This is a genomic window from Halomicrobium zhouii (genome assembly GCF_900114435.1).
Taxonomy (GTDB): Archaea; Halobacteriota; Halobacteria; order Halobacteriales; family Haloarculaceae; genus Halomicrobium; species Halomicrobium zhouii.
This window is the reverse complement of the sequence record NZ_FOZK01000002.1, coordinates 711,393-727,114: the sequence shown is the minus strand read 5'-3', so window position 1 is coordinate 727,114 and position 15,722 is coordinate 711,393. Positions and strand designations below refer to the sequence as shown.

The window sequence follows — 15,722 nt, the reverse complement described above, 5'->3', positions numbered from 1 at the left end:
GTCGTTCCACGACAGTTCGTCTCCGGGCCGAGCGCGAGGCTAGCCGCCGTATCAGCGCCCTATTTGAGGGAGGACGGTAAAGGACCGTGCATGAATCTGGAAATCCCGACGCGATTCGCCGAACGAGACTGGGAGCGAGCCGTCGACGGCGGACCTGTCCGGTTCGCCGTCGTCGGGCTCGGCTGGTTCGGCCGAGACGTCGCCCTCCCGGCCATCGAAGACTCCGAGTACTGTGAAGCGACGGCAGTCGTCAGCGGATCCGCCGAAAAGGCCTCGTCGGTGGCCGAGGAACGCGGACTCGACGCCGCGCTCACCTACGAGGAGTACGCCGACGGGGAGCACGCCGAGGCGTACGACGCCGTCTACGTCGTCACGCCGAACGCACTCCACCTCCCGCACGTGGAGACGGCAGCGAGTCTCGGCAAGGACGTCCTCTGCGAGAAACCCCTGGAGGCGACTGGCGAGCGCGCCGAACGCGTCGTCGAGGTCTGCGAGGAGGCCGGCGTCCAGCTGATGACGGCCTACCGGATGCAGACGACGCGGTCCGTCCGGTGGGTCCGCGAGCAGGTCCGGGCGGGCGTGATCGGTGACCCCGTCCAGTTCACCGGCGAGTTCTCCTTCAACATGCTCGCCGGCGGCGGCGACCCGGACCAGTGGCGACTCGACCCGGACCTGGCCGGTGGCGGCGCGCTGATGGACGTCGGCGTCTACCCGCTGAACACCGCGCGGTTCGTCCTCGACGCCGACCCGGTGGCGGTTCACGCGACGGCCATCGAGAACCCGCCCGCGTTCGACGGCGTCGACGAGCACGTCGCCTTCACGCTGGCGTTCCCCGACGACGTCACGGCGCAGTGTAGCGCCAGTTACGGCGCGAGCGGCGCGAACCACATGACCATCGTCGGGACCGAAGGGCGCATCACCGTCGACCCGGTGTTCGACGTCGACGCCGACCGACAGATCACCATCGCGCGCGACCACGGCGAGACGACGGTCGACGTGGCCGAACCCCCGGAGATGGTCGAGGAGTTCGACTTCTTCGCGACGGCCGTCCTGGGCGAGCGCGACATCGGCCCGGACGGCGAGCACGGCCTCCTCGACCTGCGCGTGGCGGAGGCCGTCTACGAATCCAGCGACGAGGGCCGTCGGGTCGACCTGTAGTCGAGACGCGCGCCAGTCGCAGTCGACGAGCGCGCTTCAGTCGCTCGCGAGCGCCTCTTTGACCGCGTCGTAGGCGGGTTTCGGGTCGTTGCCGGCGTCGAACAGCAGCGGGTCGTCCGTGAGTTCGTCGAACCACGTCGGGATCCACGAGTCCGAGTCGCGGACGCCCCAGACGACGACGGTGTCACAGCCGGTCTCCAGGCAGGCCTCGACGACGTCGCGGTAGAACTCGGCCTGTAACTCGTGGCGCGCGGCCTCGTCGCCGGGGTCGTCCTCGGGGAGGTACGCGACGTCCATCTCCGTTATCTCGACGTCCAGCCCCAGGTCCTGAAAGCGGCGGATGTTCTCGGCCACGGATTCGGGGTCGGGTTTCTCGTGGAGGGCGTGCATCTGGAGGCCGACGCCGTCGATGGGGACGCCCCGGTCCAACAACCGCTCCAGGAGATCGTAGATGGCGTCGGACTTCTCGTTGATCCCGTCGGCGCCGTAGTCGTTGTAGAACAGGTCGGCGTCGGTGACTTCGCTGGCCCACTGGAACGCTTTGTCCAGGTACTCCTCGCCCATCGCGTCGTACCACACCGTCTCGCGCATCGACCCGTCGTCGGCGACGGCCTCGTTGACCACGTCCCAGGTGTCGACTTTGTCCCGGTACCGGCCCGCGACGGTGTGGACGTGGTCCCGCAGGAACGCCTCGAGCTGGTCGTCCGTGTAGTCCCACTCCTGGAACCACTCGGGTGTCTGGTTGTGCCAGACGAGCGTGTGCGCCCTGACCCGCATGTCGTTGGCCCGGCCAAAGTCGACGACTGCGTCGGCGTCGTGGAAGTCGTAGGTGTGTCGCGACGGCCGCAGCGGCCCCATCTTCAGCGCGTTCTCGGCGGTGATGGTGTTGAACTCCCGCCGGAGTGTCTTCTTGTAGCCGGGGTCGCTCCGGAGCGGCGCGGCGCTCACCGCCGCACCGACGTCGAACCCGCGTTCCGTGCCGACCGTTCTGAGGGTGTCGTTCTCTGGCATAGCGTTACTCTCGCCGGTAGTTGGATAAAATTAGTGGTGCCGGCGCGAGTGGACGGTATCCCCAGTCTCCATTACCAGCGACGCACTCTCCAAAAAGCCATTACAGCAGTAGTGTTGTAACGGGCCGCGGCGTCCGTGAACTGACTGTGCGATGGGGACCCCGGCGTTGGTGACGGGGAACGCAGCAGACGGAGCCAAAAATTATTCACTGATTACTTACGTGTCTCGAATAGTCACAGAACTCAGTAACACCGATCTGCGTGGTCAGACCGCTGTGCGTCGGCGACCCCACGACGGGGGACGTCGGGACAGGATCTGTGACGGGGACAGCAGACAGATGGCGTTCGATCCGAACGATGGCAACTCCGTTCGAGCCCGTACAGACGTAGGAACCGGCTCCGGAGAGCCTGACCAGAGAACGACCAGACTGCTCGCAGGATAGCGGTTGCAACCGTATTCAGTCCACTCTGAAACTGGTCGGGGATGTGCAGTCTCCGAGGTGAGGCCGATCTCGCCGTCAGGGCCTCTGGTCACGGGCGGAGTGACGACACTCGTCGACAACTGAAGAGCGCTCGCGCGTCGTGGTTCGGAGAGTCACCGAGACGATACATCGTGCCCCACGGAAGCGGTACCGGCATCCGATCTATACTATTCCGTATATGTATCTGGAACTGGTACGTTGGAGTGCTCCTGCCTGCGTGAGTGTCCCGGCGCTCGAACGCATTCGATGACCGGGCGACGACGTCGCATCGACGACCGGCGTTCGAGAGGGGGCGGGCCGCCTCGACGTCGACGGCATCCGTGCGAAGCGACGCCCGACACACCAGTGAGAAAACACAACAGTTTTTCGCGCTCTCCCCGATTTTCGGATAGATGGTCGGTTCCGACAGGGTCAGACTGGTGTTCGCCGTCGTTACCGTGGTCTTCGCGGCGACGCTCCTGGTGAGTTACGCGGCGCCCCAGGTCACCGGCGACGAGCTCCGCGACGAATCGAGCCTCGAACGCGCCTTCGAAACCGGGGACCGCGACCCCATCGTCGAACCCCGCGAGAACATCACCGTCATCGCGACGGACTCGACGGCGTTCGTCACCGGCGAGGGGTCCGGCCCCCGCGAGCGGGCCGAACTGGTCGCCCTCGCCCCCGACGGGAGTATCTACTACCACAACAACTCGCACACGCGGTACTGGGACGTCGACCCCGTCGCCGGAACCGACGCGACCGTGGAGTACGTCTACGCCGACCACCTCGACGCCGACGAGTGCGACGCAGAGACGGTCTGTACCCGCAACGGCGTCGAGCGCGTCAACCTCACGACCGGCGACGTCGAGCACGTCTACAGCCGGATCACGCCCGGCAAGCACTCGACCCGGTGGCACGACGTCGACCGGATCGACGAACACCGGCTGCTGGTCGCCGACATCGACCGCGACCGGGCCTACGTCGTCAACACCACGACCCAGCTGGTCGAGTGGGAGTGGGACGCCCAGGCCGACTTCGACACCGACAGCGGCGGTCCCTACCCCGAGGACTGGACGCACCTCAACGACGTCGAACTCGTCGAAATCGACGGCCGGGACGTCGTCATGATCAGTCTGCGCAACCAGGACCAGGTCGTCTTCGTCGATATGGAACGGGGGCTCATGGACGAGTGGACCCTCGGGAGCGAGGACGACTACGACACGATGTACGAACAGCACAACCCCGACTTCATTCCCGCCGAGCGTGGCGGGCCAGCCGTCGTCGTCGCCGACTCCGAGAACGGCCGGGTTCTGGAGTACCAGCGCGAAGACGGGGGCTGGGAGCAGTCCTGGTCCTGGGAAGACCGCCGCCTCCAGTGGCCTCGCGACGCCGACCGGTTGCCGAACGGCAACACGCTCGTCACCGACTCCAACGGGAATCGGGTGATCGAAGTCGCCCCCAACGGGAGCGTCGTCTGGAGCGTCGACGTCGGCTTCCCCTACGAGGCCGAGCGACTGGGGACCGGCGACGAGAGCACGGGCGGCGAGAGCGCCGCCAGCCTGGACCTGACGAGTCGTGAACCGTCCGCCGACTCCGGGACCGAGCAGGCGTCCCAGTCCGTCGTCGACCTGGTGCCGAAACCCATCGTCAACGGCATCATCTACCTGCTCCCGTCCTGGGTCGGCCCCCTCCAGATCGTGGCGGTCGTCGGCCTGCTCGTGGCCGTCCCGCTCTGGGCGCGCCACGAGTGGCGCCGGGCCGACCTGCAGGTCGACGTCCAGTCCCCGCTCGACGTCCGCCGAAAATGAGCTATCGCCTGTTCACCCGCTCGACCGACCGGTTCGATCGACCGCAGATCCCCCTCGACCGGCGGGACCGCCCCTGGCTCGGCGGCGCGCTGCTCGTGGGCCTCGTCGTCGCCGGCCTCTACCTCGCGCTCAACGAGTACCCCGCCTACGGCGCGGGGCTGTACACGCTCACGGCCGACGAGATCCGCGCGGCGGGCTACGGACTGCCGGAGACGATACCCCACTACACTGCCGAGGGCGTCCCCTTCGCCTACCCGCCGCTGGCGTTCTACGCGCTCGCGGTCCTGCGTGACCTGGGTGCCGGTGCCTTCGCGGCGGCACGGTTCGTCCCGCCGCTGGTCGTCGTCCTCGCACTCGTCCCCGCCTACCTGCTGGGCCGGGACCTGCTCGACGGCCGTCTCCGGGGAGCGGCCGCGGCGGTCCTCGTCACGGTGAACCCGCAGGTCCTCGAGTGGCACATCAGCGCCGGCGGGCTGGTTCGCGCGCCGGCGTTCCTGCTCGCGCTGTCGGGCGCGTACGCCGCCCTCCGGATCTTCCGCGACCGCGACCGGGAGTGGGTGGCAGTCGGACTCCCGCTGTTCGCACTCGTCCTGCTGACCCATCCGACCTACGCGCTGTTCGTCGTCGTGACCTACCTCGTGTTCTGGGCGGGCTACGACCGCTCACTTTCCGGCCTCCTGGACGGCGCCGTCGTCGGCGTCGGCGGCCTCGTCCTCACCGCCCCGTGGTGGCTGACCGTCGCCTCGCGGTTCGGGTTCGACGTGTTCACGTCCGCCGCGGGGACCCACGGCGGCGTCGGTGGCGGCCTGTTCGCCGTGCTTTCGGGCGTCTCGGTGTGGTCGCTCCTCGTCCTCGCCGCGGGTGCCGTCGCCGTCCTCGGCGGCTGGCGAGTGATCGGAGTCTGGCTCCTCGCCGCCGAGTTCCTCTTCGCACAGCCCCGCTTCGCCTACACCGTGGGCGCGTTCGCGTTCGTCGGCGCGGCGGTCGTCCTCGTCGACAGGAGTCGCTCGTGGTGGCCGGCAGTCGGAGAACACCGCCGGAAACTGGCGATGGCCGCGCTCGTCGTCGTCGCGACGGCCGGCGTCGGCACCGTCGGCTACGAGTTCGACGAGCGAACGGGCGACACGACGCCGGCGTTCGTCGACGACGCGGACGTCCAGGCGATGGAGTGGGCCGGCACGGAGACGTCGCCGGAGGCCACGTTCGTCGTCCTCGGCGACGCGGCAGAGTGGTTCCCGGTGGTGGCCGACCGGACCATCCTGCTCGGCCCGTGGGGGATGGAGTGGCGCGAGCCGGCCACCTACGAGCGCCACCTCGGCGCGTACGTGAACGCGTCGACGTGCCAGTCTGCCGGCTGCGTGGAACGGTGGACCCCCAGCCTCGAACAGGAGCCGGACTACCTCTACGTCCCGAAGGGCCACTACACCGTCCGCGGCTTCGACCAGGCGAACTTCGGCACGCTCGACCGGTCCCTCGCCAATCGCGACCGGTACGAGCCGGTGTTCGAGAACGAGGGCGTCGTCGTCTTCCGGGTTCGCGACGTCGGCGACGGTGGCAGTGGTGCGGGTGGCAGTGGTGCTACCGGGAACGGCGACGGCTAGATGGAGTGGACTCGCGAGGCGACGGCGACGGCGCCCGCGGCGAGGACGAGTCCAGCGACCACGTCGGTCGCCCAGTGGATGCCGAGGTACATCGTCGCGAGCGCGACGAGCACGGCGAGAACCGATGCTACCGGCAGCCAGCGCGGGTAGATATCGCGCGTCCGGACGGCCAGCAACGCGACGGTCGCCGACAGCGAGGTGTGCAGCGAAGGAAAGACGTTCGTGTTCGTATTGATCTCGCTCGTCAGCAGCTGGAACCGCGGCAACGCGTCGTACAGCAGCGACTGGACCATGTCGGGCATGTAGTTCCGGGGGCCGTAGGCGATAAAGAGTACGTAGCAGATCAGCCCGATGCCGTAGTTGACGACGTAGGCCGTCGCAGTCGCGCGGAGATATCGCTGGTCCTCCAGGGCCAGATACGCCACCAGCGGGAAGGTGACGAGGAAGGCGTAGCCGTAGACGTAGACGTACCCGAGCACCGTCGTGACGGCGGGTGTCCCGAGCGACTGGAGCCACGCGACGAACTCGCCCTCGACGGCGTAGATGGCCGCCGTGACGTTGACGCCGACGAGCCAGGACAGTTCCAGGCCGACGTCGCGGACGACGGCGTTGATCGCGAGGACCACCGCGAGCGCGACGATCGGTCCGAGGGCGGCGCGCACCCGGTCGCGAAGTGATCGACGGAGCTGTCGGAGGCGGTCCGGGCCGACGACGACGGCGGCAGTCGTCGCCAGCAACAGGCCGACGGCGGTCACGACCTCCACGACGACGGCCAGCAGCCCCATCTCAGACCCCCAGCAGTCGGCCCTGGTCGTCGTACTGGTAGCCGGCCTCGCGGAACGCCGCCCGGGCCTGGGCCTCGTCGACTTCCCCCGCGGCCCCGATGAACGGGGTGATCGGGTCCCGGCCGCGCCAGGCCAGGTCGTCGGTTACCCAGTCGGTGCGTGCCAGCGGCGAGATGGCGGGGGCGGCGAACGTCGAGAAGACCGACTGCACAAGGTGGCGTCGGTCGACGAGCTGTGCGATCAACTGGCGAAAGCGGGGGTTCGCGTACGGCGCCCGCCGGGTGTTGAACCCCAGGAAGTAAAACGACTGTGAGCGGTCGACGAGCAGGTCCAGCTCCTCGGCCTGCCCGATGCGTCGCAGGACGCCGGGGCCGAGCCCGGCGAGCGTCAGGTCCGCGTCACCGGAGTCGACCAGGTCGACGGCGGAGGAGTCCGACCCGACGTGTTTCATCACGAGCTCCTCGAAGGCGGCGCCGTCGGCCACCGCGTCGGGTAACTCCGGCGTGTCCGCCGTCTCGAGGAAGTGGTCCGCGAACCGCTCCAGGACGAGCCGGTCGTTGCGCGTCGCGCTGACGAACGCGAGCGGCCCGCTCCCGACCGGTGGAATGTTGGCGGTGACGAGCGCCTCCGTCGTCCCGCCGCCCAGGTCGAGGCCGCCGACCCTGGGCTCGCCGGTCCGCTCCGTCCACACGTGGCGCGGGAGGATCGGGACGGTCAGCGCGCGTTTCGCGACCGAGTCCGTCTCCTCGCCGAACGCGAGTCTGACCGTTCGCCGGTCGGGCGCGGTGGCCGATTCGACCAGCGTCGACCGGCCGCGAAAGCGCATGGTCGGCGCCGCCTGGTTTCGCTCGCCGCTTGCGGTGTCGCGGAGGAATCTGTACGAGAAGACGACGTCGTCGGCGGTCAGCGCCTCGCCGTCGTGGAAGGAGAGGTCGGGCCTGAGCGTCGCTTCGAGGACGCCGTCTTCGACCCACGTCGTCGACTCGGCGAGCCAGGGGTAGCGCTCGCCCCGGTAGCGTCGGACAAGCGGGTCGTAGATCAGGTCGGTGACGGTCCCGACCCGGCCGACCGAGGCCAGTAGCGGGTTGAGGGTACTGGTGACGCGCTCGTCGGTCGTCGTCACGCGGAGCGCGTCGGCGTCGTCGTCGACGCGGTGCAACTGGAGCATGCCCAGCGCCTCGTCGCTCCTGGCCGTCCCGAATCGTGAGTACCGGTCGTTCCGGGCGGCGCGGATGACGTCCGGGAAGGCCAGCACCGTGAAGGGGTTCTCGCGGGCGACGGTCGACTGGAGGTCGGCGACCGCCTGGCGCCGTTCGTCACCGTCGGTGGTTCGCTGGCGCGCCAGCAGGTCGTCGACCGAGAGGTTGGCGTAGCCGAAGGGATTCTGCCAGCCCGGCTCCGTGGCGAACTGGGAGTGCAACAGCGAGTACAGCGAGTCGGCGTCGAGGGTCGAGTCCGGATAGCGGCCGACGAACAGGTCGTACTCGTGGTTGACCAGCACTTGCCGGAGCAGTTCCTCGCTCGCCATCGGGAGGACGTTGGCGTTGATCCCCGCGGCGCGAAGCCACTCGGATAGCTGGCGGGCGATCAACAGGGCGTAGGGGTCGTCGTCCGCGGGGACGGTCTTGATCGTCACGGTCACCGGGTCCGGGCGCTCGCGGCCCATCACCGTCCGAAGACGGCTGACGCAACCGCTCGTGGCGGCCATACTGCCAGCGACACCTGCCAGTACGGCTCGCCGGGTCGCTGTCGTGGAGGGGCGGTCGACCGGCGGAGTCATCGACCTGAATATTTACGTCGATGCCATAACAGTCCTCCGTTGTCGAGCGGGGTCAGATCACGTCGAGTGCGGCGGCCAGTACCGCGGCCGACCAGAGACAGAATCCCGCGGTGAGCAACGTGCGCGACCGACCCGGTTCTCGCGTCCCGCCAGCGATCGCGCCGAGACCGGTAGCCAGGGCCAGGCGATGCCAGGCGAACCGGGCCATCACCGTCGCCGTGACGTCCATGGCCACGGCGTCCAGCGTGATGCCGGCAAGGAACCCCATCACGGCGAGGGCGACGGCCCGCTCGGTCGGAACGTCCTCGCTCAGCCGGTAGACGCCGACGGGGAGCCCGGCGACGAGGACGACGTACAGCGGCGCGGCGATCAGTTTCGGCGGGAGCCACGGGAGCGCCTGTTCCAGCCCGATGCCGGCGCCCCGGACGACGAGTGGGACGGCCAGCGCGAAGCCGAACAGTGCGACCGAGCGGCGTCGGGTCGGCGTCGCCAGTCCGGCTTCGTCGGCCACCGCGGTGACTCGCCGGCGGACCGCGGGCACCGACACCGCGAGCAGCAGTGTCGCGACGTGGATCACGGAGATGCCCTCGGACATCGGACCCCGTTCGGTCGCGTAGGCCCGCTCGACGTCGGAGACGAGGGGCTGGTCGGCGAAGTCCTCCTCCAGTTGTCGGCTCGTGCCCCAGACGTCGGTGACGCCGTGACGCATGCGGAACCAGTCCCAGTACTCGCTGTGGGCCTGGATGGCGCTCCACTCGCTGTCTCCGCCGGGGGCGTACACCCTGACGTGCGAGCGAGTCCCGAGGTAGGTGCCGGCGTGCAACTGGTAGCGCTGGGGGAGCCACCGGCCCCGCCCGTCGCGCTCGACGTAGGTGTAGCGCATCGCGCCGTGGGCCGAGTGCCAGTCGAACCCGACCCGTTCCTCGGTCAGTTCGACGCTGAAGTTCGCCGTCTCCTCGGACTCGTTGAGTTCGGTCCAGGTCGCGTTCGAGCGCCGTTCGAGCCGATAGCGGACGACCTCGGGGTCGTCGTAGACGATGAGGTTGATCGCCAGCGTCCGCGAGGCGAAGTCCGCGTGTCGGCTGGTGTAGGGCCAGAGGCGGTCGTCGCCCGTCTCCATGTCGACGAGGCGGACGTCGTCCGGTCCGGGCCCGACCCGCGGGTCGCTGTTCAACTCTGCGGCGACGACGACTGCCGTCGTGACGAGGACGACCAGGACGGCGACGGCGAGAGACCGGCGGTACCGCATCTACTGGACCGTAGGCGCGGACGTGGAAATATCTTGCACTCCCCCAGGTGGCCGACGGCGGCCGATTCGACCGGCCCCTCGTCTGCCCGTCGTCTCTCGCCTTCCGGGCCGGTTCACCCCCGAGACACAGGCGTCCCGACCGCGAAAATTCGGGGACGGCGGTGGCACGAACCGCTAAGTACCTCGACACCCTAGCGCGACCCATGTCACCACCTGGACGAGAGGTCGAGTACTCCGAATCCGACGTCATCCAGGTCTTCAAGGACCGCTCGGACTACGCCGAACCGCTGACGGCGTCGGAGGTGGCCGAGTTGCTGGGCTGTTCGCGCCGGACCGCACTGAACAAACTCCACGACCTGCAGGAGAGCACCGACGTCACGAGCAAGAAGGTCGGTGGGCGCAGTCGCGTCTGGTGGATCCCGGTCCGGATGGACTGATGGATTCTGGTCGGAGCTGTGGGTGGGAGACGTCGTCCATCAGTACCGCTGTCCCGGTCAGTACAGGGATTAGATGTAACGCTTAGCCTACGGGTCAGCGATCGAGTTTATCTTCGACAACTCCCTCAACCTGTCTCAAGGCTATATAAACAGCGAGATACGACGCAAAAATCGCAATTGGTAGTCCGGATGGGCCCCAGCTGATACTAAAAGTCGCTATAAAATAGAGTGCCACCAACAGGAATAACAGGTATGCAGCTCTTCGAGGGACTCCAGTAATGCCAAGATACTCTTCCAGCGAAGTCATGATTTGACGACAATACGTCATCACCTATGCCTTGGGGTTGGCATGTTATTATTGCACCCATAGTGTACAGTCAATTTAATACTCCTCGGTTGAAATTAGTAACCCACAATCGGTCAATACAGGTAAGAGACTGAACGATCGGTGGGTTCGTACTTCTCGCTGCGATCACAGACGCAAACACCTCGAAAGCCCTCGGCGCGCTCGCCTCGCGCGGACCACGCTGCGCGCCTCACTTCGTTCGGTGCTTGCGGGTCCGTGCTTCGCCGACCGCACCTCGCCCTTTCAGTCCACCAGGACCAGCTTTGCTCGCGCGGCCTCACTGTGTTCGGCACGCGCTCACGAGTCGCTTCGCTCCCCGTTCGCTCGTTCGGAGGCCCCTCCCTTCGGTCGTCGCCTCCCTGCGCTCGCGATTGAGTCCACTAACCCTCCCCGGACCCGTCGCGTCCGCTCCGGGTCACGCTTCCTGACCGCTCCGCAACCGCGCGGCGGTCGGCCGGGAGCGGAGCGGGCGCGAAGCGACCGCGTTTGCTTGAACGGCGAAGCCGTGAGAGCGCGTTTCATCGCGCGACCAGGGGGAGGGCAGGGCTGCGGTCCCTGGAGGACTGAAAGGGCGAGGCGGGCTCGGGGAAGCCGGGCGATGCAAGGACCGCAGCCGAAGGCGAGGACCGCAGCGAGCCCCGCGACCCGAGCGCGCCGAGGGCTTTCTGGTTCTTGCTGTCGGTGTTCATTTCACCAACACAACCGAGAATCACCCGTTCCATAAACATCCCTACCCAACAGCCAGTTCGTCGGCAGACAGCCCGAAACCAGTCCCCAGTCGACCGTTCGCTACCGCCTCCACCGACTCCCTCAGATCTGGACGCGCGACCGGAACTCCGGAACCCCCACCGCGTCTGGGTCGAACCGGAACAGCGCGCCCGCGCCGTCGCCCTCCTCGTCCCTCGAATTGTCAGTTAGCGCGGTCGTTACGTAGCCCGTCGACAGGTCCGGGCCGGCGAACGTCACCGAGGACACCTTCCGCGCCGGGAACTCGATCCGCGCGACTTCGGCGCCCGTCGGGTCGTGGCGGACGAGACAGCCGCCGTCCCAGCGGGCCGACCAGAGGTACCCCTCGGCGTCGACGGCCATCCCGTCCGGAATCGCCTCGCCCTCGTCCACCTCGACGACCGTCTCGGGGTTCGAGATGGCGCCGGTCGCCTGGTCGTAGTCGTAGCGGTCGATGCGGCCGTTGCCGGAGTCGGTGAAGTAGAACCGTCGGCGGTCGAGGGTGAACCCCATGCCGTTGGGGAGTCCCACTTCCTCGAGCACCGTCGTCACCGAGCCGTCGGTGTCCAGGCGGTACAGTCGCCCGGACCGGTCGTCGGTGGGCATCGTCCCGCAGAACACCCGGCCGCGAGGGTCGGCTATCACGTCGTTGAACCGAGAGTCGGCCTCGCCCTCGATGCCGTCGACGACGGTGGTCGTCCCCGCGCCCTCGACCCAGCGCTCGATGCGGCCGCCGTCCTCGAACAGCAGGAGCGAGCCGTCGTCCTGGATGGTGAACCCGCCGACGACGTCTCGATCGAAACACTGCTCGTGTTCGTCCGTCGCCGGGTCGTACCGGAACAGGTCGCCGTTCGGGATGTCGACCCAGTAGAGCCGTTCCTCGTCGGGGTGCCACAGCGGTCCCTCGCCGGTGTGTGAGCGGTAGTCCGCGACGCGCTCGTACCGTGTCATGAACGGACACACGACCGAACGGGCCTTAAGTCCACCAGAACGGTCGCGGTCGGTCGTCCGGCGACGCGGCCGCGGTTGGTCGCTCGGCGACGCGGCCGCGGTCGGTCGCTCGGCGACGCGCTCGCGCCCCGCAGCGACCCCGACGCTTATTCCGACCTCGCCCGTCTTGTCGGCATGGTCAGATTCGGCTACTTCGCCTCGCTGGAGGAGTTCTCGCCGGCCGCCTGCCTCGACCAGGTCGAACTCGCCGAGGCCGCGGGCTTCGACAGCGTCTGGGTGAACGACCACTTCCACCCCTGGTTCGACCACCTCGCCGACGGCTCACCGGCCCACGGCGGCAACTGCTGGACGTGGCTGCCCGCCGCGCTGGACCGGACCGAGGACGTCGACATCGGCACCGGCGTGACGGCGGTCATCAACCGCTACCACCCCGCCAACGTCGCCCACCGGCTGGCCACGCTGGCAGAGCTGTACCCCGACCGCGTCTTCCTCGGCATCGGCACCGGCGAGTCGCTCAACGAGGTGCCGCTGGGCAACCCGCTGCCCGACTACGGCGAGCGCGCCCGCCGCACCGCCGAGGCGATCCGCATGATCCGCCGGCTGTTCGCGGAGGAGTTCGTCGACCACGAGGGCCAGTTCTGGACGCTCGACGGCGCGAACCTCTACACCGGACCCGACGAGGCCCCGCCGATCCACGTCGCCGCGAGCGGCCCCACCTCCGCGCGGATGGCCGGCGACCTCGGCGACGGGCTGGTCACGGTGTACGAGCCGCCCGAACGCGTCCGCGAGGAACTGTTCCCCGCGGCCCGCGACGGCGTCGAGAAGTCCGCGCGCAACGACTCGCTCGACGACGTCCACCGCACCGTCCACGTCCACTGCGCCTACGACGAGGACGAGCAGGCCGCCCTGGAGGAGATCCGCCCCTGGGGACTCACGCTGCTCGACGACGTCTGGTCGTCGGATTCGGCCGACCCCCGCGAGCTCCAGAAGATGGGCGAGGACGTCTCCGACGAGCGCCTGCGGGAGGCGTTCGTCGTCACGTCGGATCCGCAGGACCTGGTCGAGGTCACGCAGACCTACGTCGACGTCGGCTTCGACGAAGTCGTCTTCCAGAGCTCCAGCCCCGACCAGGCCGCCTTCTGCGACGTGATGGCCGAGGACGTGCTGCCGGCGTTCGAGTGAGCGGGGCTGTCGCAGTCAGGACGCCAGTGGTCGGCAGGGGGCTACGTCACGCCATCCGGTACTGGATCCGCACGTCGGCGGTGACGGTCACGTCGCCGGGATGGACGCCGGTCGCGGCGCCGTCGCCGGCCGTCTCGGTCGCGGTGGCGGCCGCCTCGAAGGCGACCTCGCGGTGGACCGGGGAGACGCGCCCGTCGGAGGCGTCGACGACGGTGGTCTCGGCGATGGACGTGCCGACCTCGTCGGCGATGGCCTCCGCCTCCGTGCGGGCGCCCTGGATGGCCTTCCGGAGGGCTTCCTCGCGCAACTCGGTCCGGCGCTCGTCCGAGAGCGTGAAGGTCACCCGGCCGACCCGGTCGGCGCCGCCGTCGACGGCGGCGTCGATCACCCCACCGACGTCGTCGATGGCCGCGACCTCGACGGAGAAGGCGTGGGTCCCCTCGTAGTAGACGTACTCCTCGGCCTCGGGCGAGTCGGGCCGGACGCCCTCCTCCTCCATCCGGCGGCGGTCGACCCGGTCGCTGATGTGGAACCGGCTGGTCGTCACGGCGTCCTCGTCGAGGCCGAACTCGAGCAGCGCCGTCCGCAGTTCCTCCGATCGGGTCGCGAGTTCGGACCGGACGGCGCCGGCGGAGTCGCCGCTCGCCTCCACACCGACGTCGAGGATCGCCAGGTCGGGCTCGCCCTGGACTTCGCCGGTGTTGCTGACGATGACGGTTTGCCCAGTCCGCTCCTCGACGGTGGGCGAGGACTGCTGGGCGGGGACGTCGGCGTTCCCGCTACCGAGGCCGAGACAGCCAGACAGCGCGGTCGCAGCGATACCTCCGGACGCGACGATCAGTTCTCGTCGGTTCATACCCGGTCGTTCACCGGGACGGTCAGTTAAGCTTCCCTACGGTCAAAATCGAGTTTGAACGTTGGACGGGCCCCTACTCGGCGATCGGGACGGACGGTCGTCGTCGAAATCCGTCACGCCGCGTCGGTGCTCGTCGCAGTCCCGGTCGCTCGCTCGGTCGTCACGTCGACTTCGTAGCTCCTGTCGCCGCCGGGGTAATCGAAGGCGAAGTGCGCGCCGTCGTCGGATATCTCCCGGTAACTGACGGACCCCGACGCCGTCTCTCCCGGCGCGACCCTGACGTCCAACGTCTTGGGGTAGCCGCCGGTGCGGAACCCCGCGAGGAAGGTGCCGGTCACCTCGCCCTCGTTCGCGACCGTCACGCCGAGCTGGATGGGGTCACCGGATGCGACGGATTCGGGGACGTCGACGGATTCCAGCCGGAGTTCGGGTGCCGTGGCGAGTCGAGCGCGGTCCGCCTCGGAGAGCGGCTGGCTCGTTCCGTCGCGGACGAGCGCCACACTGTCCGTCTCGACCGCCGGGACGTCGAACTTGAGCCACCCCGACCTGCCGTCCGCGGTATAGACCGACTCGACGCCGGGGGTCCAGGCGCGGAACCCCCGCACCGACGACGCCGGCGTGTACTGTTCGTCACCGAGCACGAGCGAGAAGTCGGTCGGCGACGGGTCCCCGCTCGAGCCGGTCGGTCGAACGAACGCGAACTGGTCGTGCTCGGGCGCCTCTACGCCGATGCCGTCGTCGTTGATCCCGTACCTGAACGACGACCGGAGCCGCACGTCTGGCGCAGGGCGTTCCGTAGACGTAGCCGTGTCCGTGGCCGAACTGGTCCCGGTCGATGGGGTGGTCGTATCGTCCGTGCCGGGCTCGCTCACGCATCCAGCGAGTCCGGCCGCGAGCGGGAGGGCTGTCAGGAATCGACGGCGGTCCATAGGCGAGCCGTTCCCGGGCTGTGGTAAGTATTTTCTCCGTGTGAACTGGAGAGCGGCCGAAACCTCCTCGACTCAGAACGTGTAGCTCGCGATCTCGGCCGACCCGCAGTCGGGGCACCGCGCGGTATCGGTGTCGACGGTCGTCCCGCACTGTCTGCATTCGCCGTACTCGGTGGCACTGGTCCGCCGGTCCAGTGCTCGCTGCAGGCGTTCGATCATATCCCCGGCTTCGACCCAGACGAGTATATACGCCAGCCAACCGGAGCGGAAGTGAAACGCGACGCCGGTCGCCAGTCGCGTGGACGCGCCTCTCTCCCCGACGTAGCACCGCTACCGCGGCGTCCGCGGGCTCCCAGCGCAGTCGATTTCCAGCCGAAACCGTGGGAGAGGCGTCTGACGCCTGTCAGACGCGGACTGACCGGCCGTCGACGAACGACCGGCGC

General features: G+C 68.4%; 13 protein-coding genes. 5 read left to right on the top strand and 8 right to left on the bottom strand.

Translation table 11 applies throughout. The features are described from left to right. The first annotated feature begins 90 nt into the window (after positions 1–90). Complete coding sequence (gfo6, locus tag BM337_RS10805; protein ID WP_089816615.1) at positions 91–1,158, top strand: D-xylose 1-dehydrogenase Gfo6; 1,068 nt, start codon at positions 91–93, stop codon at positions 1,156–1,158. A gap of 36 nt (positions 1,159–1,194) precedes the next feature. On the opposite strand, the gene BM337_RS10800 is transcribed toward gfo6, so the two are convergent. Continuing rightward, positions 1,195–2,169, bottom strand: coding sequence for an endo-1,4-beta-xylanase (locus tag BM337_RS10800; RefSeq protein WP_089816614.1), 975 nt, complete (start codon positions 2,167–2,169; stop codon positions 1,195–1,197). Between the two features lie 873 nt (positions 2,170–3,042). Here BM337_RS10800 and BM337_RS10795 point away from each other — a divergent pair. Further along, a complete protein-coding gene (locus BM337_RS10795; protein WP_089816613.1) occupies positions 3,043–4,437 on the top strand; it encodes an aryl-sulfate sulfotransferase in 1,395 nt (464 codons plus the stop codon). Beyond that, on the top strand, positions 4,434–6,038 hold the full coding sequence (locus BM337_RS10790) for a glycosyltransferase family 39 protein (protein WP_089816612.1): 1,605 nt from the start codon (positions 4,434–4,436) through the stop codon (positions 6,036–6,038). The genes BM337_RS10795 and BM337_RS10790 overlap by 4 nt, the downstream gene beginning before the upstream one ends. Here BM337_RS10790 and BM337_RS10785 read toward each other — a convergent pair. The 3 genes from BM337_RS10785 to BM337_RS10775 form a co-directional block, all read right to left on the bottom strand. Next, positions 6,035–6,823 carry a phosphatase PAP2 family protein gene (locus BM337_RS10785; RefSeq protein ID WP_089816611.1) on the bottom strand — a complete coding sequence of 263 codons (789 nt, stop codon included), beginning with the start codon at positions 6,821–6,823 and terminating at the stop codon, positions 6,035–6,037. The two genes, BM337_RS10790 and BM337_RS10785, sit on opposite strands and share 4 nt — an antisense overlap. A gap of 1 nt (position 6,824) precedes the next feature. Beyond that, a complete protein-coding gene (locus tag BM337_RS10780) occupies positions 6,825–8,531 on the bottom strand; it encodes an ABC transporter substrate-binding protein (protein WP_089817179.1) in 1,707 nt (568 codons plus the stop codon). Positions 8,532–8,655: 124 nt separating this feature from the next. Continuing rightward, positions 8,656–9,852, bottom strand: a complete 1,197-nt coding sequence (locus tag BM337_RS10775; protein WP_089816610.1) for a hypothetical protein — start codon at positions 9,850–9,852, stop codon at positions 8,656–8,658. Between the two features lie 203 nt (positions 9,853–10,055). Between BM337_RS10775 and BM337_RS10770 the strand changes: the two genes are divergently transcribed. Then, on the top strand, positions 10,056–10,289 hold the full coding sequence (locus BM337_RS10770; protein ID WP_089816609.1) for an HTH domain-containing protein: 234 nt from the start codon (positions 10,056–10,058) through the stop codon (positions 10,287–10,289). Between the two features lie 1,156 nt (positions 10,290–11,445). On the opposite strand, the gene BM337_RS10760 is transcribed toward BM337_RS10770, so the two are convergent. Next, a complete protein-coding gene (locus BM337_RS10760) occupies positions 11,446–12,312 on the bottom strand; it encodes an SMP-30/gluconolactonase/LRE family protein (RefSeq protein WP_089816607.1) in 867 nt (288 codons plus the stop codon). A 174-nt stretch (positions 12,313–12,486) separates the two neighbouring features. On the opposite strand from BM337_RS10760, the gene BM337_RS10755 reads away from it, so the two are divergent. Beyond that, positions 12,487–13,494 (top strand): TIGR03557 family F420-dependent LLM class oxidoreductase, encoded by a 1,008-nt coding sequence (locus BM337_RS10755; protein ID WP_089816606.1) that lies wholly within the window; start codon positions 12,487–12,489, stop codon positions 13,492–13,494. 46 nt (positions 13,495–13,540) lie between these two features. On the opposite strand, the gene BM337_RS10750 is transcribed toward BM337_RS10755, so the two are convergent. The 3 genes from BM337_RS10750 to BM337_RS21135 all read right to left on the bottom strand — a co-directional run bounded on the left by BM337_RS10750 (position 13,541) and on the right by BM337_RS21135 (position 15,498). Next, positions 13,541–14,350, bottom strand: a complete 810-nt coding sequence (locus BM337_RS10750; protein ID WP_089816605.1) for an SIMPL domain-containing protein — start codon at positions 14,348–14,350, stop codon at positions 13,541–13,543. Between the two features lie 113 nt (positions 14,351–14,463). Then, on the bottom strand, positions 14,464–15,279 hold the full coding sequence (locus BM337_RS10745) for a hypothetical protein (RefSeq protein WP_089816604.1): 816 nt from the start codon (positions 15,277–15,279) through the stop codon (positions 14,464–14,466). Positions 15,280–15,351: 72 nt separating this feature from the next. Next, positions 15,352–15,498, bottom strand: coding sequence for a hypothetical protein (locus BM337_RS21135; protein ID WP_177227416.1), 147 nt, complete (start codon positions 15,496–15,498; stop codon positions 15,352–15,354). Positions 15,499–15,722: the final 224 nt, after the last annotated feature.